The 22288-nt window shown below is 63.5% G+C and carries 20 protein-coding genes and 1 tRNA gene; 18 read left to right on the forward strand and 3 right to left on the reverse strand.

The features are described from left to right. Positions 1-649 precede the first annotated feature (649 nt). From M4J40_RS19850 to thrS, 3 genes are all read left to right on the forward strand, one after another. Positions 650-1447: a threonine/serine exporter family protein gene (locus tag M4J40_RS19850; protein WP_251756151.1), complete on the forward strand. Its 798-nt coding sequence runs from the start codon at positions 650-652 to the stop codon at positions 1445-1447. After that, positions 1447-1914: a threonine/serine exporter family protein gene (locus tag M4J40_RS19855; protein ID WP_251756152.1), complete on the forward strand. Its 468-nt coding sequence runs from the start codon at positions 1447-1449 to the stop codon at positions 1912-1914. The genes M4J40_RS19850 and M4J40_RS19855 overlap by 1 nt, the downstream gene beginning before the upstream one ends. Positions 1915-2104: 190 nt before the next feature. Further along, positions 2105-4075, forward strand: a complete 1971-nt coding sequence (gene thrS, locus M4J40_RS19860; RefSeq protein WP_251756153.1) for a threonine--tRNA ligase — start codon at positions 2105-2107, stop codon at positions 4073-4075. A 97-nt stretch (positions 4076-4172) separates the two neighbouring features. On the opposite strand, the gene M4J40_RS19865 is transcribed toward thrS, so the two are convergent. After that, the gene (locus M4J40_RS19865) at positions 4173-6182 is read right to left on the reverse strand and encodes a methyl-accepting chemotaxis protein (protein WP_251756154.1); all 2010 of its coding nucleotides are present in this window, start codon (positions 6180-6182) and stop codon (positions 4173-4175) included. A 441-nt stretch (positions 6183-6623) separates the two neighbouring features. Between M4J40_RS19865 and M4J40_RS19870 the strand changes: the two genes are divergently transcribed. Both M4J40_RS19870 and M4J40_RS19875 read left to right on the forward strand, forming a co-directional pair. Further along, a complete protein-coding gene (locus tag M4J40_RS19870) occupies positions 6624-8711 on the forward strand; it encodes a molybdopterin oxidoreductase family protein (protein WP_251756155.1) in 2088 nt (695 codons plus the stop codon). Positions 8712-8850: 139 nt separating this feature from the next. Continuing rightward, positions 8851-9165 carry a hypothetical protein gene (locus tag M4J40_RS19875; RefSeq protein WP_251756156.1) on the forward strand — a complete coding sequence of 105 codons (315 nt, stop codon included), beginning with the start codon at positions 8851-8853 and terminating at the stop codon, positions 9163-9165. 61 nt (positions 9166-9226) lie between these two features. Here the strand turns inward: M4J40_RS19875 and M4J40_RS19880 are convergent, their stop codons facing one another. Next, complete coding sequence (locus M4J40_RS19880; RefSeq protein ID WP_251756157.1) at positions 9227-9874, reverse strand: MarC family protein; 648 nt, start codon at positions 9872-9874, stop codon at positions 9227-9229. A 100-nt stretch (positions 9875-9974) separates the two neighbouring features. On the opposite strand from M4J40_RS19880, the gene M4J40_RS19885 reads away from it, so the two are divergent. From M4J40_RS19885 to rarD, 6 genes are all read left to right on the forward strand, one after another. Then, a complete protein-coding gene (locus M4J40_RS19885; RefSeq protein WP_251756158.1) occupies positions 9975-10487 on the forward strand; it encodes a ClbS/DfsB family four-helix bundle protein in 513 nt (170 codons plus the stop codon). A 215-nt stretch (positions 10488-10702) separates the two neighbouring features. Continuing rightward, positions 10703-11203 carry a transcription antitermination factor NusB gene (gene nusB / locus M4J40_RS19890; RefSeq protein WP_251756159.1) on the forward strand — a complete coding sequence of 167 codons (501 nt, stop codon included), beginning with the start codon at positions 10703-10705 and terminating at the stop codon, positions 11201-11203. A 1-nt stretch (position 11204) separates the two neighbouring features. Next, complete coding sequence (thiL, locus tag M4J40_RS19895) at positions 11205-12200, forward strand: thiamine-phosphate kinase (protein ID WP_251756160.1); 996 nt, start codon at positions 11205-11207, stop codon at positions 12198-12200. A gap of 213 nt (positions 12201-12413) precedes the next feature. Continuing rightward, positions 12414-12995 (forward strand): YqaA family protein, encoded by a 582-nt coding sequence (locus M4J40_RS19900; protein ID WP_251756161.1) that lies wholly within the window; start codon positions 12414-12416, stop codon positions 12993-12995. A 324-nt stretch (positions 12996-13319) separates the two neighbouring features. Continuing rightward, positions 13320-15458: a sodium-translocating pyrophosphatase gene (locus M4J40_RS19905; protein WP_251756162.1), complete on the forward strand. Its 2139-nt coding sequence runs from the start codon at positions 13320-13322 to the stop codon at positions 15456-15458. Between the two features lie 112 nt (positions 15459-15570). Continuing rightward, positions 15571-16488: an EamA family transporter RarD gene (gene rarD, locus M4J40_RS19910; RefSeq protein ID WP_251756163.1), complete on the forward strand. Its 918-nt coding sequence runs from the start codon at positions 15571-15573 to the stop codon at positions 16486-16488. Positions 16489-16545: 57 nt separating this feature from the next. Here rarD and M4J40_RS19915 read toward each other — a convergent pair whose 3' ends face one another. Continuing rightward, the gene (locus tag M4J40_RS19915) at positions 16546-17025 is read right to left on the reverse strand and encodes an outer membrane protein assembly factor BamE (protein WP_251756164.1); all 480 of its coding nucleotides are present in this window, start codon (positions 17023-17025) and stop codon (positions 16546-16548) included. A gap of 354 nt (positions 17026-17379) precedes the next feature. Here M4J40_RS19915 and M4J40_RS19920 point away from each other — a divergent pair, with 354 nt between their 5' ends. The 7 genes from M4J40_RS19920 to M4J40_RS19950 all read left to right on the forward strand — a co-directional run bounded on the left by M4J40_RS19920 (position 17380) and on the right by M4J40_RS19950 (position 22057). Further along, the gene (locus M4J40_RS19920; protein WP_251756165.1) at positions 17380-17886 is read left to right on the forward strand and encodes a ubiquinol-cytochrome C chaperone family protein; all 507 of its coding nucleotides are present in this window, start codon (positions 17380-17382) and stop codon (positions 17884-17886) included. Further along, on the forward strand, positions 17883-18428 hold the full coding sequence (locus tag M4J40_RS19925; protein WP_251756166.1) for a DUF177 domain-containing protein: 546 nt from the start codon (positions 17883-17885) through the stop codon (positions 18426-18428). Before M4J40_RS19920 ends, M4J40_RS19925 begins: the two co-directional genes overlap by 4 nt. Before the next feature lie 114 nt (positions 18429-18542). Beyond that, complete coding sequence (gene plsX, locus M4J40_RS19930) at positions 18543-19607, forward strand: phosphate acyltransferase PlsX (RefSeq protein ID WP_251756167.1); 1065 nt, start codon at positions 18543-18545, stop codon at positions 19605-19607. A 2-nt stretch (positions 19608-19609) separates the two neighbouring features. Further along, positions 19610-20581, forward strand: a complete 972-nt coding sequence (locus M4J40_RS19935) for a beta-ketoacyl-ACP synthase III (RefSeq protein WP_251756168.1) — start codon at positions 19610-19612, stop codon at positions 20579-20581. Positions 20582-20731: 150 nt separating this feature from the next. Continuing rightward, the gene (locus M4J40_RS19940; RefSeq protein ID WP_101287401.1) at positions 20732-21052 is read left to right on the forward strand and encodes an integration host factor subunit alpha; all 321 of its coding nucleotides are present in this window, start codon (positions 20732-20734) and stop codon (positions 21050-21052) included. A 178-nt stretch (positions 21053-21230) separates the two neighbouring features. Then, the gene (locus tag M4J40_RS19945; RefSeq protein ID WP_251756169.1) at positions 21231-21878 is read left to right on the forward strand and encodes a MerR family transcriptional regulator; all 648 of its coding nucleotides are present in this window, start codon (positions 21231-21233) and stop codon (positions 21876-21878) included. Positions 21879-21979: 101 nt separating this feature from the next. Then, positions 21980-22057 (forward strand) — tRNA-Pro (locus M4J40_RS19950). Positions 22058-22288: the final 231 nt, after the last annotated feature.

A 22288-nucleotide genomic window follows, 5' to 3' on the forward strand; every position in this document is an offset into this window, starting at 1 on the left:
GTATCTCTGCGATCACTCTTGTGGCGCAAGAATATATGCAACCAGAAGTTACTGGATACCGGCTGCACGTCAGTCCTGGATCGATCCCCGCCTAATTGTCCTGATGTGACTTTCCAGAAAATGTGCTCCGGAAAGGCGATCAGGTCCAGCCTCAGACTCCCAGCTTTGGCCTGCCGCAGTGCACAGTCTCCCCCCGTGCGCCATGGCCGCCATGAAAAAGCCTTGCTGAAATCGTTCCGTTTCAAGCAAGTCCTTTCATCATAGGTCTTGGCACAGCTAAGCCTTTTGTGCAAGCACCGAGGCACGACGAAAGGCCAATCGACCGTTAGCCTCGGTCGCGTTCAGCAAGCTGAACCGGGCTCGTCTGGTTCTCAGCTGTATCGTTGCCGGCCCGGAACCCGATGAAAACGGGGTTTTCTGCCCGGCCGCTCGCATCCGGATGGGCCTCACTGGCAAACCGAGGTGTGGCGCGTTTTTCGGCGTCGGTGGCTCAAGAAAAAGCAGGACCTCGCCGGAGGGCTGCTTGCCCGGGCCATCGCGGCCCTGATATTTCACCTTAGGTTCGTTCGAGTCACGCGGGATCGCCGGGTATCTTTTTCGTTTCCCGGCGGCGATCACGGGATGCCACTCCACCAGACGACGGGGCGACATGGAACAGCAGCAGGACCCGGTCATCGTTCGCCATCGAGAGCTCGAGCGCATCGCCAACATGGCGCTCAGGGCGGGGCGCATCATGATGGAGTGCGGCGCGTCGGTGTCCGTCGTCCATGGCGGTGTGACCATGATCGCACGGGGATTCGGCGTCGAGGACGTCGGCATGCGCTCTGGCTATGCCTCGCTGGAAATCACGGTACACGCCGGCGGAAACACCATAACGCGCATGATGCAGGTTGGTCGCCTCGGCGTGAATCACCGTCTCGATCAGGCGGTTCGCAAGCTCGCCGTGCGGGTCTCGCACGGTGGCATGAGCGTTGACGAGGTGGAAGGCGAGATCGGTCGCCTGGTCCGGGAGACTCCACGCCATCCGGCCTGGGTGGTGGCGCTGGCCGTCGGCATCGCCTGTGCGTCCTTCGGTCGCCTGCTCGGCATCGACTGGCTGGCCTTTGGAGCCGTGCTTGTCGCGGGCACGGTCGGACAGTATGTCCGCCATCAGTTGCTTCACCACGGCATGAACGTGTTCATCGTGGCCGGCCTCATCGCCTTTCTCGCGGCGACGCTGGGCGGTATCGGGTCGATCCTGCTGAAGAGCGACACGGTCAGCCTCGCCATGATGGCGTCGATCCTGTTGCTGGTGCCCGGCGTTCCCTCCACCAACGCCCAGACCGACATCATGGACGGTTATCCCACCATGGGCAGTGCCCGGGCCGTCTGGGTGCTGATGATCATGGTGTTCGCCTCGGTCGGCGTCTGGTTTGCCGAAACCTTGCTCGGTCTGAGGTCGCTCTGATGTTCGAACTCCTGCCGCACCTTCTCCATCAGGCCGTGTTCGGAGCGCTCGCCGCCGCCGGCTTCGGCGTGCTGTTCAACTTCGGCTTCAGGGCGTTGCCCTGGTGCGCGGCGGCCGGCGCCCTGGCGCTTGCCGTGCGGACGATAGGGCAGGATCTTGCCTGGAGCCTCGAAGGCGCTTCCTTCGCCGCTGCCATCGTTACGAGCTGTTCCGTGTCGGCGCTCAGGAAGCAGCTTGGGCCCGCCTGCAACGCGGTCGCTCTTGCCGGCTGCATCCCGATGGTGCCGGGAGCCTTCTTCGGGCAAGCGCTTCTCGGCTTCCTGTCCGTCACGGCCCCCAACCTCGTGGATGCCGAGGCGACCTTGATCGTCGCTGTACAGTCGCTCCTGCGGGTGATCTTCACGCTCGGGGCGATCGGCGCCGGCCTGCTCATCCCGGCGCACCTCCTCAGGAACCAGGATTTCTAGCGGCGTTGCCAAATCTCCTTCCGGCGCCTTGTCGGGCCAGCGTCCAGAGCGAGCTTCCAAACAGCTTCGGATCGTAGCGTAAGCGCGTCGCGCACTGGACAAACCGGCATTCGAGCCGGTAAAGCCTTTGCCATTCAAGCAAGCCGCTTACCCGCTTCGTCTGCGGGAGTGAGCGAGAAAAGGACCGACCATGATCCACGTGACTTTCCCCGATGGTTCGCAGCGCGAATATGCTCCGGGGACAACTGGCGCCGAGATCGCCGCCCAGATTTCCAAATCGCTGTCGAAAAAAGCCGTCGCCATGACGCTCGATGGCGTGCTCTCCGACCTCAACGACCCCATCGTTACCGATGCCAGGCTCGAGATCGTGACGCGCGACGACCCGCGCGCCCTCGAGCTGATCCGCCATGACGCGGCGCATGTGATGGCCGAGGCGGTGCAGGAGCTTTTTCCGGGCACGCAAGTGACCATCGGTCCGGTGATCGACAACGGCTTCTATTACGATTTCTTCCGCCCGGAAGGGCCGTTCACAACCGACGATCTGCCGAAGATCGAGGCGAAGATGCGGGAGATCATTGCCCGCGACAAGCCGTTCACCAAGCAGGTCTGGAGCCGCGACGAGGCCAAGGACTGGTTCGAGAAGAAGGGCGAGGCCTTCAAGGTCGAGCTGGTCGACGCCATTCCGGCCGACCAGAAGATCAAGATGTACGCGCAGGGCGAGTGGATGGACCTCTGCCGTGGCCCGCACATGACCTCTACCGGCAAGATCGGCAATGCCTTCAAGCTGATGAAGGTGGCCGGAGCCTATTGGCGCGGCGATTCCGATCGTGACATGCTGACCCGAATCTACGCCACGGCCTGGCATACCGAGGAGGACCTCAAGGCCTACCTCACCATGCTGGAAGAAGCCGAGAAGCGCGACCATCGTCGCCTCGGCCGCGAGATGGATCTCTTCCATTTCCAGGAAGAGGGACCGGGCGTCGTTTTCTGGCACCAGAAGGGCTGGGCGCTGTTCCAGGAGTTGACCGCCTACATGCGGCGGCGTCTGAAAGGCGACTATCAGGAAGTCAACGCGCCGCAGGTGCTCGACAAGGTGCTGTGGGAGACCTCCGGCCACTGGGGCTGGTACAAGGAAAACATGTTCGCCGTGCAGTCGGCGGGCGATGAGGCCGAGGACAAGCGGATCTTCGCGCTGAAGCCGATGAACTGCCCTGGCCACATCCAGATTTTCAAGCACGGCCTCAAGAGCTACCGCGACTTGCCGATGCGCCTGGCCGAGTTCGGCGCCGTCCATCGCTACGAGCCGTCGGGCGCGATGCACGGGTTGATGCGGGTGCGCGGCTTCACGCAGGACGATGCGCACATCTTCTGCACCGAAGCGGATATGGCTGCCGAGTGCCTGAAGATCAACGAGCTCATCCTGTCGGTCTACGAGGACTTCGGCTTCAACGAAATCACCGTGAAGCTGTCGACCCGCCCGGAGAAGCGCGTCGGCTCGGACGAGCTTTGGGATCACGCCGAGGAGGTGATGACCCGCGTTCTCAGCGAGATCGCGGAGAAGTCGGGCGGTCGCATCAAGACCGGCATCAATCCGGGCGAGGGCGCCTTCTACGGTCCGAAGTTCGAGTACACCTTGCGTGACGCCATCGGCCGTGAGTGGCAGTGCGGCACCACGCAGGTGGACTTCAACCTGCCGGAGCGGTTTGGCGCGTTTTATGTCGATGCCGATGGCGGCAAGAAGACGCCGGTGATGATCCATCGCGCCATCTGCGGTTCCATGGAGCGCTTCCTCGGCATCCTGATCGAGAACTTCGCCGGTCACTTCCCGCTGTGGTTCGCCCCGGCGCAGGTGATGGTCACCACCATCACCTCGGAAGCCGACGAGTATGCCAAGGAGGTCTACCAGAAGCTTTTGAAGGCCGGCGTGCGCGTCGACATCGACCTCCGCAACGAGAAGATCAACTACAAGGTCCGCGAGCATTCGCTGGCCAAGATCCCGCTGATCTTCGTCTGCGGCCGCAAGGAGGCCGAGGAGAAGTCGGTCAACGTTCGCACGCTCGGCTCGCAGCATCCGAAGTCGATGTCGCTCGACGAGGCGCTGGCCATGGTGAAGGCGGAGATCGTGCCGCCTGACGTCAAGCGGGCGCTGGCCGAGGACTGAGCGGCTTTCCGTTCTTCAAGACGCAAGAGGCCCGGAGCGATCCGGGCCTTTTCAGTTCGAAGACAGCCAAGCCTGGCGCAAGTCACATGGGCTAGGTTTACACAGCGACCCGCTCAAGGAACTCGTCGATCGCCGCTTCGAGGTCGCGGGTCTGGTTCAGCACCAGGGCGGCCGCGGTCTCGACATGGCGGGCGGTTTCGGAGGTCTTGCCGATCGCCTCGACCACATGGCCGACGCTCTCGGACACGGTGACCGTGTTGCCGGAGGCTTCGCTGACGTTGCGGCTGATCTCGTTGGTGGAGGATTCCTGCTGTTCCACCGCCGAGGCGATGCCCAGCGTCGCCCGGTTGACCTCCTCCATGGTGGCGGCGATGGCGCGGATCGATTCCACTGCCTCGGCCGTCGACGCCTGCATCTCGGAAATCTGCGCGGCGATCTGCTCGGTCGCGCGGGAGGTCTGGTCGGACAGTCCCTTCACCTCGGCGGCGACGACGGCGAAGCCCTTGCCGGCCTCGCCGGCGCGTGCCGCCTCGATGGTGGCGTTCAGCGCCAGCAGGTTGGTCTGTTCGGCAATCGACCGGATCAGCGTGACCACCTGTCCGACCCGGCTCGCGGCGTCGGCGAGGCCGGCCACCTGCTCGTTGGTGCGACGCGCGCCCTCGGTGGCGCTGCCGATGATGGTGGTCGTGCGGCCGACGTGGCTGACCACCTCGCTGATCGACGACGCGAGTTCCTCGGCGGCGCCGGCGACGACCGTGACCTTTTCCGAAGCGCCACGCGAGGCGGTTGATGCGCTTTCGGCCTGTGTCCGGCTGCGTCCCGCCTCGTCGAGCAGTCCGTCGGCGGCGCTTTGCATGCTGGCCATGGTCTCGGTGACGGCGCGGGTGAGTTCGCCGGCCACCGAGCGGAAGTCGCGAACCGCCGTTTCGAAGGCTTGCTGGCGGCGATGGCGCTCCTCGGCGTCGAGGCGTTGTTCGTCCTCAAGGCGGGCCTTTTCGGCCTGATTGTCCTGGAAGACGGCAAGTGTCCGGGCCATGGCGCCGATCTCGTCGGCGCGATCGGTGTCCCCAACCGTTGCCGCTTCGCCACGCGACAGAACGTCCATGGTGGCACGAATGCGGCCCAACGGCCCTGTGATCGATCGGCTGATCTGCCAACTGATCAGGCCGCCGGCCAGCAGGGTCAGCGGTCCGACGATATAGATGAGGCGCAACGCAAACCGGGTGCCGTTGGTGAAGGCCTGCGTCGTCGATCCGTTGAGCGCTTCGGCGGCGCCCTTGATGGCGTTGGTCAACGGTTCGGCGAGATCGAAGGACAGTGACGTCTGGTCGGCGACCTTCACCCAGGATGTGTAGAGATCGACATAGGACGAGAAGGCGGCGGAGTAGGCCTCTAGCCGCGCCTTGAGGGCATTCTTTGTGTCCGCGCCGAGCTGTGTCTTGTCGAGTTCCCGATTGAACCGGCCGGCGGCTGCGTCGAACGCGCCCGAGCTCGGTCCATCGTGGCGCAACATGAACTCTGCTCGCGCCTGGTTGAGTTGGGCGAAGGCTTGGACGACGCGGACGGTGTCGGGATTCTGGCCGCTCTTGGTGGCCTTGTTCACATCGGTACGAAGCGCCTGAAAGGCGGCTTCCATCTCGCCCAGGATACCGCTGTCGTTGCCGAAGCCCAACTTGATCTGCCCGCTCTTCACCTCGGCGAACTGCTCGGAGATCTTGTCGAAGAGCGCTCCGAGCTGACCGGCTTCGTCGGTTGCCGCGCCAACGGCTCCGGCCGCTTCGCGGAGGTGCTCTATGGTTTTGCGCGTCTCACCGATCAGGCTGTCGATCTCGTTCGCCCGATCGGGCGTCGCGGCGACCATGAACAGCCGCTCCTTGGCGGCGAGCTTGTTGGCGAGGCTCTGTGTCTGCTCCGACAGAAGCGACAGGTCGGTGGCGGCCGAGGAGGTCTGCTCCAGCGTGCGCATGGAGACAACGGCGTAACCTCCAGTGCCGGAGACCACGATCAGCCCGGCGAGCCAGACGAGCGAGAGCGAAGCAACCTTGAGACGGATGGACAGCCCACCACGAGAGCGACGCGAGCCAGCCGGCTTTGGACGAAACAACATGCCATTTCCCCTGCTTGTTTCGTGCACATTAGACTTTTGGTTGCTTAACGGCCGGCTAATCTCGCAATAGGAAGTTGAGTTGTTGTTTGGCAGGAGTTTATCTTCGGTTAATTGGCCGAGATTGCACATAGTTCCGGCAACTGCGTGCCATTTTAGTTGTCATTTCTCGCAAGGTTCAGTGCTTGTAAAGAAAATCGACTGTCGGCTTGCCGCTGTTTCGAGCAAAAGGTGCGGAAATGGGAGGCACACTTAACGTGCTCACTAGATACAGCTGCAATGTCGCGGTGTCATAGGTGTTCTCGCTTATGCCTTCTGGGCCAGTCAGGCTCACGCATTGGCTGTGATCCGGAGAGAACCTGAGGACGTGGATTAAAAAAAAGCGCGACCTCGGTTATCGGAATCTGTAACGTGGCAGTCCACTTTCCACCGGACTTCTTCTGAATGAACGTCACGCTTCGCCCCGGTTTCGCCCATTCCGCCTGTCCGCACGACTGCCCGTCGACCTGCGCGCTCGATGTCGAGATGATGCCGGACGGCCGCATTGGCCGGCTGCGTGGTTCGCCCGACAACAGCTACACGGCCGGCGTCATCTGCGCCAAGGTCGGCCGCTATGCCGAACGGCTCTACCATCCCGATCGCCTCAAGGCGCCGCTGCTCAACGTGGGCGCCAAGGGTGAAGGCAAGTTTCAGGAAATCTCCTGGGAAGAAGCACTCGACCGCGTCGCCGATGCCTTTCTGACCGCCGAGCGAGAGTTTGGCGCCGAAAGCGTCCTGCCCTACAAGTATGCCGGCACCATGGGTCTCGTGCAGCGCGACAGCCTCGAGCGGCTGCGGCACGTCAAGAAATACTCACGCAGCCACGACACCATTTGCGTGACGCCGGCCTGGACGGGCTGGATCGCTGGCACCGGTCTTCTTGCCGGACCGGATCCGCGCGAGATGGCGCAGTCCGATTGCATCGTCATCTGGGGCACCAACGCCGTGGCGACGCAGGTCAACGTGATGACCCACGCCATCCGTGCCCGCAAGAGCCGAGGCGCCAAGATCGTCGCCGTCGACGTCTACGAAACGGAGACCGTGCGGCAGGCCGATCTCGGCCTCGTGCTGAGGCCCGGATCCGACGCTGCGCTCGCCTGCGCCGTCATGCACATTGCCTTCCGCGACGGGTATGCCGACCGCGCCTACATGGAAAGATACGCCGACGCGCCGGCCGAGCTGGAGGCGCATCTCAAGTCGCGGACGCCGGAGTGGGCGGCGGCGATCACCGGCCTCCCGGTCACCGATATCGAGGCGTTCGGCAAATTGGTCGGCACGACCCCGCGCACCTTCTTCCGCCTCGGCTATGGCTTTACCCGGTCGCGCAACGGCGTCGTCTCCATGCATGCGGCGCAGTCGATCGCCACGGTGCTGGGGCTCTGGCAGCGCGAGGGGGCGGGAGCCTTTCACAACAACGGTGCGATCTTCCGTCTCGACAAGACGATGGTCGAGGGGACCGATGTGGAAGACGAGAGCGTTCGCCACCTCGATCACTCGCGCGTCGGCCCGGTGCTGGTCGGCGAGGCGGGCGCGCTGAAGGGCGGGCCGCCGGTCAAGGCGATGATCATCCAGAACTGCAACCCGATGACGGTGACGCCCGAGCAGGAGAAGGTGCGGCGCGGCTTCCTCCGCGACGACCTGTTCGTCTGCGTCCACGAGCAGTTCATTACCGACACGGCCAAGATGGCCGACATCGTGCTGCCGGCCACCATGTTCCTGGAGCACGACGACATCTACAAGGCCGGCGGGCAGCAGAGCATCCTGTTCGGGCCGAAGCTCGTCGAACCGCCGGAAGGGCCGCGAGAGAACGTCTATGTCGTCAACGAGCTGGCGAGGCGCCTCGGCGCCGAGCATCCAGGCTTCCACATGACGGCGCGCGAGCATGTCGACTGGATGCTTCGCCACTCCGGCCTCGGAACTCTGGCCGACCTAGAGGAGAAGCGCTTTCTCGACATGCAGCCGGACTTCGAGACGGCGCATTATGTGAAAGGCTTCGCCTATCCCGACGGCAAGTTCCGCTTCAAGCCGGATTGGGCCAACGTCAAGTCGTCCAATGTCGGACCCATGGGGCCGTGGCGGGAAATGCCGTCACTGCCCGACTACTGGCCGGTGGTCGAGGAGGCCGACGAGACGCACCCCTTCCGTCTCGTTACCGCGCCGGCGCGCAACTTCCTCAACACTTCGTTCGGCGAGACGGCGACGTCCTCGGTCCGCGAAGGGCGGCCGACGCTGAAGGTGCGGCCGGATGAGGCGGCTCGGCTCGGGATCGCCCAGGGCGACGCGGTTGTAATCGGCAACCATCGTGGCCGGGTCGAGCTTCACGCCGAACTCTTCGAGGGGCTACGGAGCGGTGTTGTTGTGGCCGAGGGCATCTGGGCGAACCGGGCGCACAAAGGCGGGGCAGGGATCAACACGCTGACCGGGGCGGACGAAATCGCTCCCTTTGGCGGTGCTGCCTTTCACGATACCAAGGTCTGGCTGAGGAAGCTGTGACGCGGAAGGGCAAACCCAAGATCCGCATTCGAGGCGTTTCCTTTGCATTGAGGTGATTCCATCCAATCGGAAAATGCTCTATGAAATCGCCGTTCTGGAGCCGCGTGGCGCGGCCCGACGATTCTTTCCGAATGAGGCCATGATGCGGGTTGTTTCCGGTTCTGTTGCCGCCGTTGCGCTTGCCGTCGGTCTGGTGAGCGCGTTGCCGGCAAGCGCCGACACGATTTCCCGCGACACTCTGTCGCGCAAGCTCCTCGATTACTGCGTCAACACCCAGTACCGCGTCGAAGGCATCGACCGAAACTCCATGATCGACAAATGCCGCAAGGCCTCGGTGGCCGCGATGGCTCAGCTCGAGGGCGACAGTTTCGATGCGCCGTCGCGTGCGAAGCTCACGGCCGAGCAGGACAAGGCAATTCGCGCCGCCGTCGCTGCCGCTTTCGCCAAGAAGTAAGTTTCCGCCTGGCAAGACGTGATGTTCTCTCCGTCGGGTTCTTCACCCGGCGGACGAAAACTCACGCCATGATCGCCTTGATGCCGTCGGCGACGAACTGAACGGCGAGCGAGGCGAGCAGGACGCCGAGAAGCCGCGTCAGCACGTTGCGGCCGGTGTCGCCGAGGTAGCGGTCGATGCGGTCGGCGGCGAGGAAGATCGCGAAAGACAGGGCGATGATCGCGGCGATGATCAGCACCAGCGTCGCCATGGTCAGCGCATCGTGCGCGTCCGCCGCCAGCAGAATGGTGGCCGATATGGCGCCTGGGCCGGCGAGGAAGGGGATGGCGATCGGGAAGACGGCGAGGTGACGGATATCCTCGCCGATCGGCTGCGGATGACCGACGGCGACGTCGGCATGGCCGCCTTTGTCATTGGTGCCCGACTTTGGCTTCTCGAACACCATCTCGAAGGCGATCCAGAACAAGAGAAGACCGCCGGCAATGCGGAAGGCCGGCATCGAGATGCCGAGGAAGGTCAGGATGCCGGCGCCAACGAAGGCGAAGGCGATCAGCACCAGAAAGGCGATGACCGAGGCGCGCACGGCCATGGCCTTGCGCATCTCGGGGCGAGCGCCTGCGGTCAGCGCCAAGACGAGCGGCGCAAGGCCCACCGGATCGATGGTGACGAAAAGTGTCGCGAAGGCATTGAGGATATAGTCGATCGGCATGGCCTGTCCGTCGTTTCGGAAGTTGCCCGTTGCTCTGCCAGAAAACCGATAGCGCCGATAGGGGCGGGTAACCTGTTGGCTGTGATTATAAGGAAAAGTCGTGGCCGTTCCCACAAACAAGACCGAACTCGTCGAGGCTATTCGCGGCAACTACCTGAAACTTCGTACCGATCTGGATGGTGTACCCGAGGCGCTCAGTCGCGAGCGGACGCTCGAAGGGCATGCCAGACACACGGTCATGAGCGTGCATGATCTCACTGCCTATCTCGTCGGCTGGGGGGAGCTGGTGCTGAAATGGCATGCCGGCCGAAACGCGGGCCAACAGGTGGATTTCCCTGAGACCGGCTACAAGTGGAACGAGCTCGGTCGACTGGCGCAGAAGTTCTATGCCGACCATGCGGATCTGACCTATCCGGCTCTGCTCGACCGCTTCGCCTCGACCAAGGATCGCATCCTCACCGCCATCGAGAAGACCGGAAACGAAGACCTCTACGGCAAACCTTGGTACGAGACCTACACGCTCGGCCGCATGATCCAGCTCAACACGTCCTCGCCCTTCGACAACGCCCGCAAGCGGTTGCGGCGGTGGAAGAAGGAAAAGGGACTCGCCTGAAGCCGAGGGGGAGCGAAGTGCCGTTTTCCGCTGGACAAACCGGCCGTTCCGTGGTCTTTGCGCCGCCACAGCTTTATCAGGACCAGCCGCCGACTGGCGGCGCCTTACGCGCCGCTCTCCCCGGAGCGTGGTGGCGTTTCGAAACGACGATTCAGCGCGGATGTGAGCCCGGGTGCAATGCCGGTCGATCCTGCCGCCTGGGAGACATTGGGACCATGAACGACGACCGATCCGGCACCCGATCCGAGCCGCGTCCGGCCAACCAGCGCGGCGCCGCCCGCCTTGCCGCCGTGCAGGCGCTTTACCAACTCGAGATCGGCGGCGGCGACCTCATGGAAGTCGTGCATGAGTTCGAGGCCTTCCGTTTGGGTAAGGAACTCGACGGTTTCGAGTATCGGCAGGCGGATGCCGGCTGGTTCCGCGATATCGTCGGCGGTGTCGTCGCCGACCAGCGGACGGTTGATCCCATGGTGCATACCGCGCTGGTCGAGGACTGGCCGCTGAAGCGCGTCGATGCGACGCTTCGCGCTATCCTGCGCTGCGGCACCTACGAGCTCCTGAAGCGTGGCGACGTACCGGGCCGGGTCATCATTTCCGAGTATATCGACGTTGCCCGCGCCTTCTTCGAGGACGACGAACCCCGTCTCGTCAATGGCGTGCTCGACCGTATCGCCCACGAAATCCGTCCGGACGAGTTCCCCAAAGAGGGGGGCTGACATGACGGCGGCGGACGGCCTTGGCGAGTTCGAACTGATCGCTCGGGTCTTTGCGCCGCTTGCGGCCGATGGCGCCCTGGGGCTCACCGACGACGCTGCCTTCTACCGCCCCCGTCCCGGCCTCGACCTCGTGCTGACCAAGGACGAGGTGGTGAGCGGCGTTCATTTCTTTGCCGATGATGCTTGGGACGCGGTGGCGCGCAAGGCATTGCGCGTCAACCTCTCCGATCTCGCGGCAAAAGGCGCGGCGCCGGTCGGCTATCTTCTCGCCCTCGGCCTTCCGAAGGATTTTACGGGAGAGCAAATCGACGCCCTGGGCGCCGGTCTTGCCGCCGATCAGGCGACCTACGGAATCTCTCTTTATGGCGGCGATACGGTGCGCTCTCCGGCCGGCCTGACGCTGTCGGTGACGGCAATCGGCGAGGTCAGGCAAGGGGGAATGGTCAGGCGTGGCGGCGCGCAGGTCGAAGAGATCATTGTGGTGACCGGCACCATCGGCGACGCCGCCCTTGGCCTTTCGTTGCGTCTCGATCCGGCGCTCTCGGACCGGCTAGGGCTCTCTGCCGAGCATCGCGGCCATCTACTCGATCGTTACCTGCTGCCCCAGCCGCGTGGCGCCCTGGCGTCGGCGGTGGCCGACTGCGCGTCCGGCGGAATGGATATTTCCGACGGCCTCGTCGGCGATCTCGGCAAGATGGCCGCCGCCTCCGGCGTCGCCATAGAGATCGACGCCGACCGCGTGCCGCTTTCGACGGCGGCGAAGGCCGCGGTGTCTGCCGACCCGCGTCTTCTCGCGGTTGCCCTGACCGGTGGTGATGACTACGAGTTGGCCCTGTCCATTCCTCGGGACAAGCTCGACACTTTCCTTGCGGCCGCCGCGGCGCAGGGCGTTGGCGCCACCGCGATCGGTCGGGTCAGGTCGGGGGAGGGCGTTGCGGTTCGGGGCGACCATCCGGCGCTCACCGAACTCGGGTCGGGCTCCTACCGGCATTTCTAGCGCAAGGCCGGCAGGTGTGGGAAACCGGCGATTGCCGAACAGGCTCGAGGCATCCGGCGCGAAAGCTGCTAAGTTTCGTGTCTGGGAGACGCGCGGGCAGCTGTTCGGCTTGCGTCGTCTGGGGCGAGTCGCTAGATGTCCGCGCGGACACGTTTGGCTAGTCGCCGACTTTTATTTCGAATCCTTGTTTTTCTTTGCATTTTCGGAGGGGCGATGTTCCGCAAGCTCTACGATTGGACCATGTCGCTGGCTGGCAGTCGCAAGGCCGGCACATGGCTCGCCGCCGTTTCCTTCGCGGAAAGCTCGTTCTTCCCCATTCCACCCGACGTTATGCTGGTGCCTATGGTGCTGGCTCGCCGAGACAAGGCTTTCACCTACGCGCTGATCTGCACCGTTGCCTCCGTGCTCGGCGGCATCCTCGGCTATTCGATCGGCCTTTTCCTGTTCGACAGCCTCGGAGCTTGGTTGATCCGGGTCTACGGATACGGCCAGAGCTTCGACGAGTTCCGGGCTGCCTATGCCCACTACGGCGCCTGGATCATCCTGATCAAGGGAATGACCCCCATTCCGTTCAAGCTGGTGACCATCGCCTCGGGGTTTGCCGCCTATAACTTCCCGCTTTTCGTGCTGCTCTGCGCGATCACGCGCGGCGCCCGCTTCTTTCTGGTCGCCTTCCTGCTGCGCCTTTATGGCGAACCGGTGCGCGATTTCATCGAGCGTCGGCTCGACGCGGTGATGTGGGGGCTGCTGATCATCATCGTCGGCGGATTCGTCGCGGCGCGCTACGTGGTCTGACGACGCCCCGATATCCGTTTTCGGCGGCGGACCGGGCGGAAAGGCCACGGTTTCGTCCCGAATGGGGACAAATCCATAAAATCGTAGGCTTCGGGCTTTCCCGCCCTTGACGCCACCAAACGAGGCTATATCGGTAATCCCGCCCTCGTATCCGGCCGCGGAACGGGATCGACGTCGCGTGTCGACGCGTTCAGCAAGGCGGTGGAAAAGAGGGTCGCTCCCAAGGCGAACGGGCAAGGGAACCGTCAGGCTCCCAAGGGGCGTTCGCCTTCGGTTCGTGGCGCCAAGGCCGGACCCTTAAGTGTCCGGCACTGCGGAGGGATCATGTACGTTCTTTACATCGCGATCATCTGCGGACTGTTGTCCATCGCCTATGGCGTATGGGCGATCAAGTCCGTGATGGCATCGGACGCGGGCAGCGCCCGCATGCAGGAAATTTCTGGGGCTGTCGCTGAGGGTGCTCAGGCCTATCTCAAGCGTCAGTACACCACGATCGGTATCGTCGGCGTGGTGATCCTGGTTGTGATCGCGTGGCTGCTCGGTTTGCCGGTCGCGATTGGCTTCGTCGTCGGCGCCGTCCTGTCGGGCCTCGCCGGCTTCATCGGCATGAACGTTTCGGTTCGCGCCAACGTCCGCACCGCCGCCGCTGCCATGCAGTCGCTGGCCGGTGGCCTCAACATCGCCTTCAAGGCGGGCGCCGTTACCGGCCTGCTGGTGGCCGGCCTCGCGCTTCTTGGCGTCGCGGTCTACTTCTGGGTGCTGACCGGCCCGATGGGCTATGCCGCCAATGACCGTACGGTCATCGACGCCCTCGTCGCCCTCGGCTTCGGCGCTTCGCTGATCTCGATCTTCGCTCGCCTCGGCGGCGGTATCTTCACCAAGGGTGCCGACGTCGGCGCCGACCTCGTCGGCAAGGTCGAGGCCGGTATTCCCGAGGATGATCCGCGCAACCCCGCCACGATCGCCGACAACGTCGGTGACAACGTCGGCGACTGCGCCGGCATGGCGGCCGACCTGTTCGAGACCTATGCGGTGACCGTGGTCGCCACCATGGTGCTCGCCTCGATCTTCTTCGCCACCAATGGCGAGCTGCTGCTCAATGCGATGCTGTATCCGCTGCTGATCTGCGGCGCCTGCATCATCACGTCGATCATTGGCACCTTCTTCGTGAAGCTCGGCGCCAACAACTCGATCATGGGCGCCCTTTACAAGGGGCTCTGGGCTTCGTCGCTGTTGTCGATCGTCGGTCTTGGTGGCGCCACCTCGCTGACCATCGGCTGGGGCGAAATCGCCGTGGTCGACGGTATCGCGCTGACTGGCACCAAGCTGTTCATCTGCGGTATCCTCGGTCTGGTCGTCACCGGCCTGATCGTTTGGATCACCGAGTACTACACCGGTACGGGCAAGCGCCCGGTGGTGTCGATCGCCCAGTCGTCGGTCACCGGCCACGGTACCAACGTCATCCAGGGCCTCGCCGTGTCGCTCGAGTCGACTGCCCTTCCGGCGCTGGTCATCGTTGCCGGCATCATTGCCACCTACCAGCTCGGCGGCCTGTTCGGCACGGCGATCGCGGTGACCACCATGCTCGGCCTTGCCGGCATGATCGTCGCCCTCGACGCCTTCGGCCCGGTCACCGACAATGCCGGTGGCATCGCCGAAATGGCCGGCTTGCCCAAGGACGTCCGCCACACCACCGACGCGCTCGACGCCGTCGGCAACACGACCAAGGCTGTCACCAAGGGCTATGCCATTGGTTCCGCCGGCCTCGGCGCGCTGGTGCTGTTCGCCGCCTACACGAACGACATCAAGCACTTCGCTGAAAGTGGCGTTCCCTACTTCCAGGGTATCGGCAACATCGACCTGTCGCTGTCCAACCCCTACGTGGTGGCCGGTCTGCTGTTCGGCGGTCTGATCCCCTACCTGTTCGGTGGCATCGCCATGACCGCCGTCGGCCGCGCTGCCGGCTCGGTCGTTGAGGAAGTGCGTCGTCAGTTCAAGGAAAAGCCGGGCATCATGGCCGGCACGGAGCGTCCGGACTACGGCCGCGCCGTCGACATGCTGACCAAGGCGGCGATCAAGGAAATGATCATCCCGTCGCTTCTGCCGGTGCTGTCGCCGCTGGTTGTCTACTTCGGCGTGCTTGCCGCCTCCGGCTCGAAGGCCAACGCCTTTGCTGCCCTCGGCGCCTCGCTGCTCGGCGTGATCGTCAACGGCCTGTTCGTCGCCATCTCGATGACCTCGGGTGGTGGCGCCTGGGACAATGCCAAGAAGAGCTTCGAGGACGGTTTCGTCGACAAGGACGGCGTCAAGCACTTCAAGGGTTCCGACGCCCACAAGGCTTCGGTGACCGGCGACACCGTCGGCGACCCTTACAAGGACACCGCCGGTCCGGCCGTCAACCCGGCCATCAAGATCACCAACATCGTGGCCTTGCTGCTGCTGGCGGTTCTTGCCCATAGCTGATAGATCACATCAGTATTGCGACTGAACGAAGCGGCGGTCGGGCAACCGGCCGCCGCTTCTGTTTTCGGGTGGCGCCGTCCGGCGCTGCCGGCCATTGTCCGGAATCATGACCATGACATCCGCCCAAGCCGTTGCTCCGGCTGGTCTCGGCCGCTATCGCGGTTTCGCCTTTGCCTTCTCGGCCTACCTTCTCTGGGGTTTCCTGCCCTTCTACATGAAGGCCGTGGCCCACATCTCGCCCTACGAGGTGGTGGCTCATCGCGTGCTATGGTCGGTACCGATCACGGCGGCGATCGTCTTGGTCCAGGGCGGTTTCGGCAGCTTTCTCAGGGTGTTCCGGCAACCGCGCACGCTCGCCATGGGGTTTCTCACGGCAAGCCTCATCTCGGTGAACTGGGCGATCTATGTCTGGGCGATCGGTTCGGGCAGGGCACTCGAGTCGGCGCTCGGCTACTTCATCAATCCGCTGGTCAACGTTGCCCTCGGTACGATCTTTCTCGGCGAGCGATTGAGCCGCGCGCAGGTATTCGCCGTGGCGCTGGCGGTCTTCGGCGTCGGCCTGATGACCGTGGAGAGCGGCGGATTGCCCTGGGTGTCGCTGGCGCTGGCCCTATCGTTCGGCGTCTACGGCTATCTCAAGAAGACGCTGCCGATCGGGCCGACACATGGCTTCCTTCTGGAGGTCGTGCTGATCTCGCCGCTGGCGCTCGCCTATCTCGGTTGGCTGACGGTCGCGGGGGATGGCCACTTTTTCGGGACCGGGGCGGTGACCACTCTCTCCGACACGCTGTTGCTCGCCGTCTCGGGCCTCGTGACGGCGGTGCCGCTCATCCTGTTCGTCTACGGGGCGCGGCTCCTGCGCTACTCTACCATCGGCCTCATGCAGTATATCGCGCCTTCGATGATCTTCCTGACCGCTGTCTTCGTGTTCCACGAGCCGTTTTCGGTCGGCAAACTCATCGCCTTCATGTTCATCTGGGCGGCGCTGGTGGTCTACACGGCGACGATATTTTCCGGTCGCAAGGCTTGAGAGACAAAAAAGGGCGCAGCCGGTGCCGCGCCCTTGATCGTCGAGACTTCTATGGTCTCAGTTCATGTTGCCGAGCGGGTTGACGCGGCCCACGCCGTTGAAGATCTGGGCGAGGAGATTGAGGTCGGCGCCGCCGGTGCGGGTCTTGCGCTCGATGAAGTCGAACACCTTGCCGTCCTTCAGGCCGTAGTTGGCGATCTGCTTGACCAAGCCCTGTTCGTCGAAATAGATGGCAAGCACCCGCTGGTCGGTAACCGTGCGTCCCATGAGCGGGTTTTCGTCGATGGTCTGGGAAATGTAGTAGAAGGTGTCGCCGGAAAGCGTCGAGGTCGTCGACGGCGAGCCGAGCACCAGAAGCACCTGCTCGCGTGACGAGCCGACCGGCACCTGCGCCAGGGCCTCCTCGGAGAGCACGTAACCGTGCTGGATCGGCGGCGTGCCGCACGCCGACAGCGAAACGGCCGTGAGCAGGGCGATCGCCGCACCCTTCAGACCAAACATCATGCCCGACGGGCGTTCACTCCGGCTGAACTTCACATGAGCCTCCCGGCACTCATAACCACACCGTGGACAATCGCCCCAAAGCGATCGCCGTGCTTTCTTCCGCCTCGGGTGCCGGCGAGCCCTTGGCCCTCGGCTGTCGTTCTGTGCGACGCCATCTGGCATCGGAAGCCGCTGGCGGGGCTTCGAACATCGTCCCGACTTCCACGCTTGGCAACTTGGTTACCTTGCGCTAGGTCACGAGGCAACGTCAATTCGTGCGCCCGGCGCGGTTTCCTGTAGATCACCACGTCGGAACCGGTCTTCGGGGAAGGAAACGGCAAAACTATGGTGTTCGGCCTTTTCGGGCGGAAGAGATCGTCTCGCGTCGCTTCGTTCTACGAGGCTTTGATGCGCGCTTCGCGTCAGCAGGTATTCTACGCCGAACTGGGGGTTGCCGACAGCGTCGAAGGGCGGCTGGAAATGCTGATGCTGCATGTCGGCCTCGCCGTTCATCGCCTGTCTCGGGATGATGCCGGAAGAGAGATGGCGCGCCAGCTCAGCGAACTCTTCATCGACGACATGGAACGGTCGATGCGCGAGATCGGTTATGACGACAGCGGCCTCAAGCGCCGCCTCAAGAAGGTGGTTGGCGCTTTCTATGGCCGTGCCGAAGCGACGGCCGCGGCGCTCGCATCCGAGCGACCGGAAGCGCTGGCCGAGGTGCTCGTGCGAAACGTCTACGGAGGCGCGACGGTCGATCCCGCGTTCGTCGCCTCTCTTGCTGCCCACGTGAGGGGCTTTGCCAAGGGGCTTGCCGACGCGTCGGTGAGCGAACTTGCGACGGGGGACTTGCCTTCCTCGGTTCCATGCCCCATTTCCGCCGACGACCCGGCCCTTTCGGATATCAAGCCATGACTGCAAAAGCCGACATTCCGTTTTCTCGCGTTTTCGCATGGAGCGGCGTTCAGCCGCGCGGTACGCCTGTGGCTTTCGAGGCCAATCCGGCCGAGTGCGAGGCCATTGCCGATGCTCTGGGCATCGTCAAGGTGACCAGCGCTTCGGCAGAGTTCACCATTTCGCCGTTCCGCAAGACCGGTTTCAAGGTCGTGGGCGAGGTAAGGGCTGAGGTGGAGCAGGCCTGCGTCGTCACCCTGGAGCCGGTGCCCGAGAGCATTCGCGAGACCGTCGACCTGCGCTATCTGCCGGAGAACGAGATAGAGCCCGTCAGCGAGGAGATTGAGGTCGATATCGAGGCCGAGGATCCTCCTGAGCCGATTCTAGGCTCGACGGTCGATCTCGGGGTGCTGGCCACCGAGTTCATCGCCGTCGGTCTCGATCCCTATCCGCGCAAACCGGGCGTCGAGTTCACGCCATTCATCGAGGACGACGGCAGCGAAGACGAGGTCGAGTCGCCGTTCGCCGGTCTCGCCGCGCTGAAAGACAAGCCTTCGTCTTGATGGATGTCGCGCGGCCCGGTGGCGGACGACGCGCATTTTGATGTTGTTTCCTGGGGGGGAACGGTTATCTTCCCGCCCGATCAATTTCGGCGGTCGCCGCGTTTCCGAGGACTTATGGCCGAACCCCTTATCATATCCATCGACGTCATGGGCGGCGACTTCGGGCCGTCGGTGACGCTCGCGGGCGCTGATCTCGAACTGACGCGGCGTCCGGATCTCCGTTACGAACTGTTTGGTGACGAGGCTGTCGTCCTGCCGGTTCTCGAGCAGTACCCCAGGGTCAAGGCTGTCTCCCGCTTTCACCACTGCGAAGTCACCGTGGCCATGGACGAGAAGCCGTCCAGCGCCTTGCGCCATGGCCGGTGGAAGTCGTCGATGTGGCGGGCGATCGAGGCGGTGAAGAAGGGCGAGGCGCATTTCGCCGTTTCCGCTGGCAATACCGGCGCGCTGATGGCCATGTCGAAGTTCTGCCTCAGGACGATGGCCAACATCGAACGTCCCGCGCTCGCGGCGCTCTGGCCCAATCTGAAGTCGGAATCGATCGTACTCGATGTCGGAGCCTCCATCGGAGCCGACGCGCAGCAGTTGATCGGCTTTGCCGTGATGGGCGCGGCCATGGCGCGCGCGTTGTTTCACACCGATGTCGCCTCGGTGGGGCTGCTCAATGTCGGCGTCGAGGACGTCAAGGGCAATGAGGAGGTGCGGGCGGCCGGGCAGATCCTCAAAGAGACGGCTCTCTCCAATCTTCAGTACGACGGATTCGTGGAGGGGGACGACATCGGCCGTGGTCGGGTGGACGTCATCGTCACGGAAGGCTTCGCCGGCAACATCGCCCTCAAGACGGCGGAGGGCACGGCCAAGCAGCTGACGAGCTATCTCCGCACGGCGCTCGGCCGCACATGGATGACCCGAATCGGCTACCTGCTGGCACGCGGCGCGTTCCAGGGGCTCCGGGAGAAGATGGACCCGCGCAAGTACAACGGTGGCGTCTTCCTGGGGCTGAACGGCATCGTCATCAAGAGCCATGGCGGCACCGATGCCTTTGGTTTCGCGGCCGCGCTTGACCTTGGCTACGACATGGCCCGCAACGGCCTGATGAGCAAGATCGAGACCGATCTTGCACACTATTACCGGGAGCAGGCGGCGATCAGCCTTGCCGCCAGCGAGAAAGGAAGCTGAGCGTGATCCGCAGCGTCATTCTAGGCACGGGAAGCTACCTGCCCGCCAAGATTCTGACCAACGAAGACCTCACCAAGCTTGTCGACACGACGGACGAGTGGATCGTCCAGCGCACGGGCATTCGCGAGCGCCATGTCGCCGCCGATGGGGAGTTGACGTCCGATCTGGCCGCCGCCGCTGCCAAGAATGCCCTTGCGGCAGCCGGCGTCTCCGTCGATGAGATCGACCTGGTGCTGCTTGCGACCGCAACGCCCGACCGCACCTTTCCGTCGTCGGCCGTCGAGGTTCAGCGCAAGCTGGGCGTCACCCATGGCTTCGCCTTCGATCTGCAAGCCGTGTGCTCCGGTTTCATCTATGCACTTACCGTTGCCGACAGCCTGCTGCGCACCGGTCTTGCCCGCAAGGCGCTGGTGATCGGCGCCGATACCTTCTCGCGCATCCTCGACTGGAACGATCGCACCACCTGCGTTCTGTTCGGCGACGGAGCCGGCGCGGTGGTGCTGGGCACCGAGGAAGGCGAGGGCACGTCGGCCGATCGCGGGCTGCTTGCCGCCAGCCTCAGGGCTGATGGCCGCCATGTCGACAAGCTTTGCACGGATGGCGGACCGTCGATGACCGGCGCTCCAGGTCATGTGCGCATGCACGGCCAGGAAGTGTTCAAATTCGCTGTCGGCGGTGTCGGGGACGTCATCAAGTCGGTGTTCGATGCAACCGGATTCGACGGCAAGAGCATCGACTGGTTCATTCCTCATCAGGCCAACCGGCGCATCATCGAAGGCTCGGCGAAGAAGCTCGGCATTCCCCTGGAAAAGACGATCGTGACGGTGGAGGGGCACGCCAACACCTCGGCGGCGACGATTCCGCTGGCGCTCGATTTCGCGGTGCGCTCGGACAAGGTCAAGCGCGACGATGTGGTGCTGTTCGAAGCGGTCGGCGGCGGTCTTACCTGGGGAGCCGTTATCCTCCGTTGGTAGCATGTTGCGGTTTTTTGTTTGTTTGGAAAGACTTGCGCGAAAAATGCATTGACCGCATCCGTATCTGGCACTACGTTCGTGCGCTGTGTCTTTGGATCTCGACCGTTGGCCAGATCCACGGTCGACTGGAACAACGGGAGCTTGCGATCCATGGGGGGCAAAACTGTAACCCGCGCCGATCTTTGCGAGGCCGTGTACCAGAAGGTTGGCCTTTCGAGGAGCGAGTCGGCCGAACTCGTCGAATCGGTGCTGCGCGAGATCGCTGATTGTCTGGTGACGGGCGAGACCGTGAAGCTTTCTTCCTTCGGTACGTTTTCTGTCCGTTCAAAGACCGAACGCATCGGTCGCAACCCTAAGACGGGTGAGGAAGTTCCGATTCTTCCCCGGCGCGTGCTGGTTTTCAAGCCGAGCAACGTGCTGAAGACGGAAATCAACGGCGGCGATGCCTCGTCCGTTCAGGGCGACGATTGAGCGAGGGCCGGCAGCGAGCCGGCCGCTCCGAAACTTCATTGAAATACAGATAACTAGCCGACGATCTTCGTGTTGATGCGATATCGGGCTTGGCTTATTTCGCCTGTCGCTTCTATATTAGGGCGCTTTGCGAATCCGGTCTTCGAGGACCGAATACGGCATCAGGTCGAGCGGCGGCGTGGAAAAGGCAACTGACGCGTTCAGAACAATCAGCGAGGTTGCGGAGGAGCTCGATCTTCCGCAGCACGTTTTGCGATTCTGGGAAACCAAGTTCAGCCAGATTCGGCCGATGAAGCGAGGCGGTGGGCGTCGCTACTATCGCCCCGATGACGTCGAGCTTCTGCGCGGCATCCAGTATCTCCTCTATGGCGAAGGCTACACGATCAAGGGCGTTCAGCGCATCCTGAAGGAGCAGGGCGCCCGTTTCGTCATGGAGGTCTGGCGCCACCCTGGCGAGCCGATTCCTGCGGTCCAGAACGGCGACGGTTTGGACGAGGCTGATTCCCCGGTGGAAGAGGCAGCTTTCGAAGCTGACGAGGCCGAGCTGGAGCCGGTTGCACCGCAGCGCTCCGCCGCGCGCACAGAGGCTCGGATGGAGCCGCCGCTGGCTCGCGCACCGGAGGTGGAGGAGGAGCCGTTACCGGCCGGAATCCTGCCCGAGAGCACCAACCGGGGCGGCTTCCGTTTCATGGAGCGCTTTCGCACCGCGCCGGAACATGCGGCATCGGCCAGTTCGAGCGGCCTGTCGCGTGAGGATATTCGGCGCCTTCAGTCGACGCTGTTCGAGCTGCTGGAATGCAAGCGTCTGCTGGATCAGACGCGTTGATCTGTTGTCTCGTTGGGGTGAGGTGAAATTAGCACTTGTCCCGCCGGATCGAACCGGCTAAATCCCTCCCGTCCGGCGGATGCCGCTGGGCGATGATTGGACGGGCAGTAGCGCAGCCTGGTTAGCGCACGTGTCTGGGGGACACGGGGTCGGAGGTTCAAATCCTCTCTGCCCGACCATCCATTTCCCCCGATCGCAAGTAGCGATGGCGAGTGACGGCTGCTGAGCGCATTTGATGTGCCTGCTCTTCTCACTGGAGTCGTGCGTCGAGCCGATAGAGAGCGTCCGGCGAGCTCTGGCTTGCCTACGTGCTCCATCTCTTTGTTTTTACGCGACTCCGGGCGCAGAACCGGTTCCCACTTCCGCTGGAGTTGCTCAAGGACATGCGCAATGCCCATGACCGGGCTCGC

It is taken from the genome of Pleomorphomonas sp. JP5 (genome assembly GCF_023721815.1).
Classification (GTDB): Bacteria; Pseudomonadota; Alphaproteobacteria; order Rhizobiales; family Pleomorphomonadaceae; genus Pleomorphomonas.

What these genes read in the sequence shown, in the direction of transcription:
- M4J40_RS19850 (WP_251756151.1), top strand. Translation starts at nt 650, where the DNA reads ATGGAACAGCAGCAGGACCCGGTCATCGTTCGCCATCGAGAGCTCGAG.
- M4J40_RS19855 (WP_251756152.1), top strand. Translation starts at nt 1,447, where the DNA reads ATGTTCGAACTCCTGCCGCACCTTCTCCATCAGGCCGTGTTCGGAGCG.
- thrS (WP_251756153.1), top strand. Translation starts at nt 2,105, where the DNA reads ATGATCCACGTGACTTTCCCCGATGGTTCGCAGCGCGAATATGCTCCG.
- M4J40_RS19865 (WP_251756154.1), bottom strand. Translation starts at nt 6,182, where the DNA reads ATGTTGTTTCGTCCAAAGCCGGCTGGCTCGCGTCGCTCTCGTGGTGGG.
- M4J40_RS19870 (WP_251756155.1), top strand. Translation starts at nt 6,624, where the DNA reads ATGAACGTCACGCTTCGCCCCGGTTTCGCCCATTCCGCCTGTCCGCAC.
- M4J40_RS19875 (WP_251756156.1), top strand. Translation starts at nt 8,851, where the DNA reads ATGATGCGGGTTGTTTCCGGTTCTGTTGCCGCCGTTGCGCTTGCCGTC.
- M4J40_RS19880 (WP_251756157.1), bottom strand. Translation starts at nt 9,874, where the DNA reads ATGCCGATCGACTATATCCTCAATGCCTTCGCGACACTTTTCGTCACC.
- nusB (WP_251756159.1), top strand. Translation starts at nt 10,703, where the DNA reads ATGAACGACGACCGATCCGGCACCCGATCCGAGCCGCGTCCGGCCAAC.
- thiL (WP_251756160.1), top strand. Translation starts at nt 11,205, where the DNA reads ATGACGGCGGCGGACGGCCTTGGCGAGTTCGAACTGATCGCTCGGGTC.
- M4J40_RS19900 (WP_251756161.1), top strand. Translation starts at nt 12,414, where the DNA reads ATGTTCCGCAAGCTCTACGATTGGACCATGTCGCTGGCTGGCAGTCGC.
- M4J40_RS19905 (WP_251756162.1), top strand. Translation starts at nt 13,320, where the DNA reads ATGTACGTTCTTTACATCGCGATCATCTGCGGACTGTTGTCCATCGCC.
- rarD (WP_251756163.1), top strand. Translation starts at nt 15,571, where the DNA reads ATGACATCCGCCCAAGCCGTTGCTCCGGCTGGTCTCGGCCGCTATCGC.
- M4J40_RS19920 (WP_251756165.1), top strand. Translation starts at nt 17,380, where the DNA reads ATGCGCGCTTCGCGTCAGCAGGTATTCTACGCCGAACTGGGGGTTGCC.
- M4J40_RS19925 (WP_251756166.1), top strand. Translation starts at nt 17,883, where the DNA reads ATGACTGCAAAAGCCGACATTCCGTTTTCTCGCGTTTTCGCATGGAGC.
- plsX (WP_251756167.1), top strand. Translation starts at nt 18,543, where the DNA reads ATGGCCGAACCCCTTATCATATCCATCGACGTCATGGGCGGCGACTTC.
- M4J40_RS19940 (WP_101287401.1), top strand. Translation starts at nt 20,732, where the DNA reads ATGGGGGGCAAAACTGTAACCCGCGCCGATCTTTGCGAGGCCGTGTAC.